This is a genomic window from Gilvimarinus sp. 1_MG-2023, from assembly GCF_030548285.1.
The window spans coordinates 1-244 of the sequence record NZ_JAUOSC010001519.1; the positions used below are offsets into that span (position 1 = coordinate 1).

The window sequence follows — 244 nt, forward strand, 5'->3', positions numbered from 1 at the left end:
GTCCATACCCAGTGCCAACAGCACGACCTGCTGACATTGGGACTCGGACCTCATGCCCCCTACACCGTCTCCGATGCTCCTTTGCGCCAGGTACGCGCCATGGCTGATGAGCTGCAGCTACCGGTACAGATCCATTTGCATGAAACCGCCTTTGAGGTGCAAGACAGCCTGGAAAAATACGGCAAGCGCCCTATCGAACGTCTGTTCGATCTGGGCTTTCTGGCCCCTGGCGTCAGCTGTGTCC

General features: G+C 58.2%; 1 protein-coding gene. It reads left to right on the top strand.

Features of this window, described 5'->3' with window-relative positions:
• Positions 1–244 (top strand): amidohydrolase family protein (locus Q4563_RS21905; RefSeq protein WP_303606040.1); only part of this gene is annotated, 244 nt, incomplete at both ends.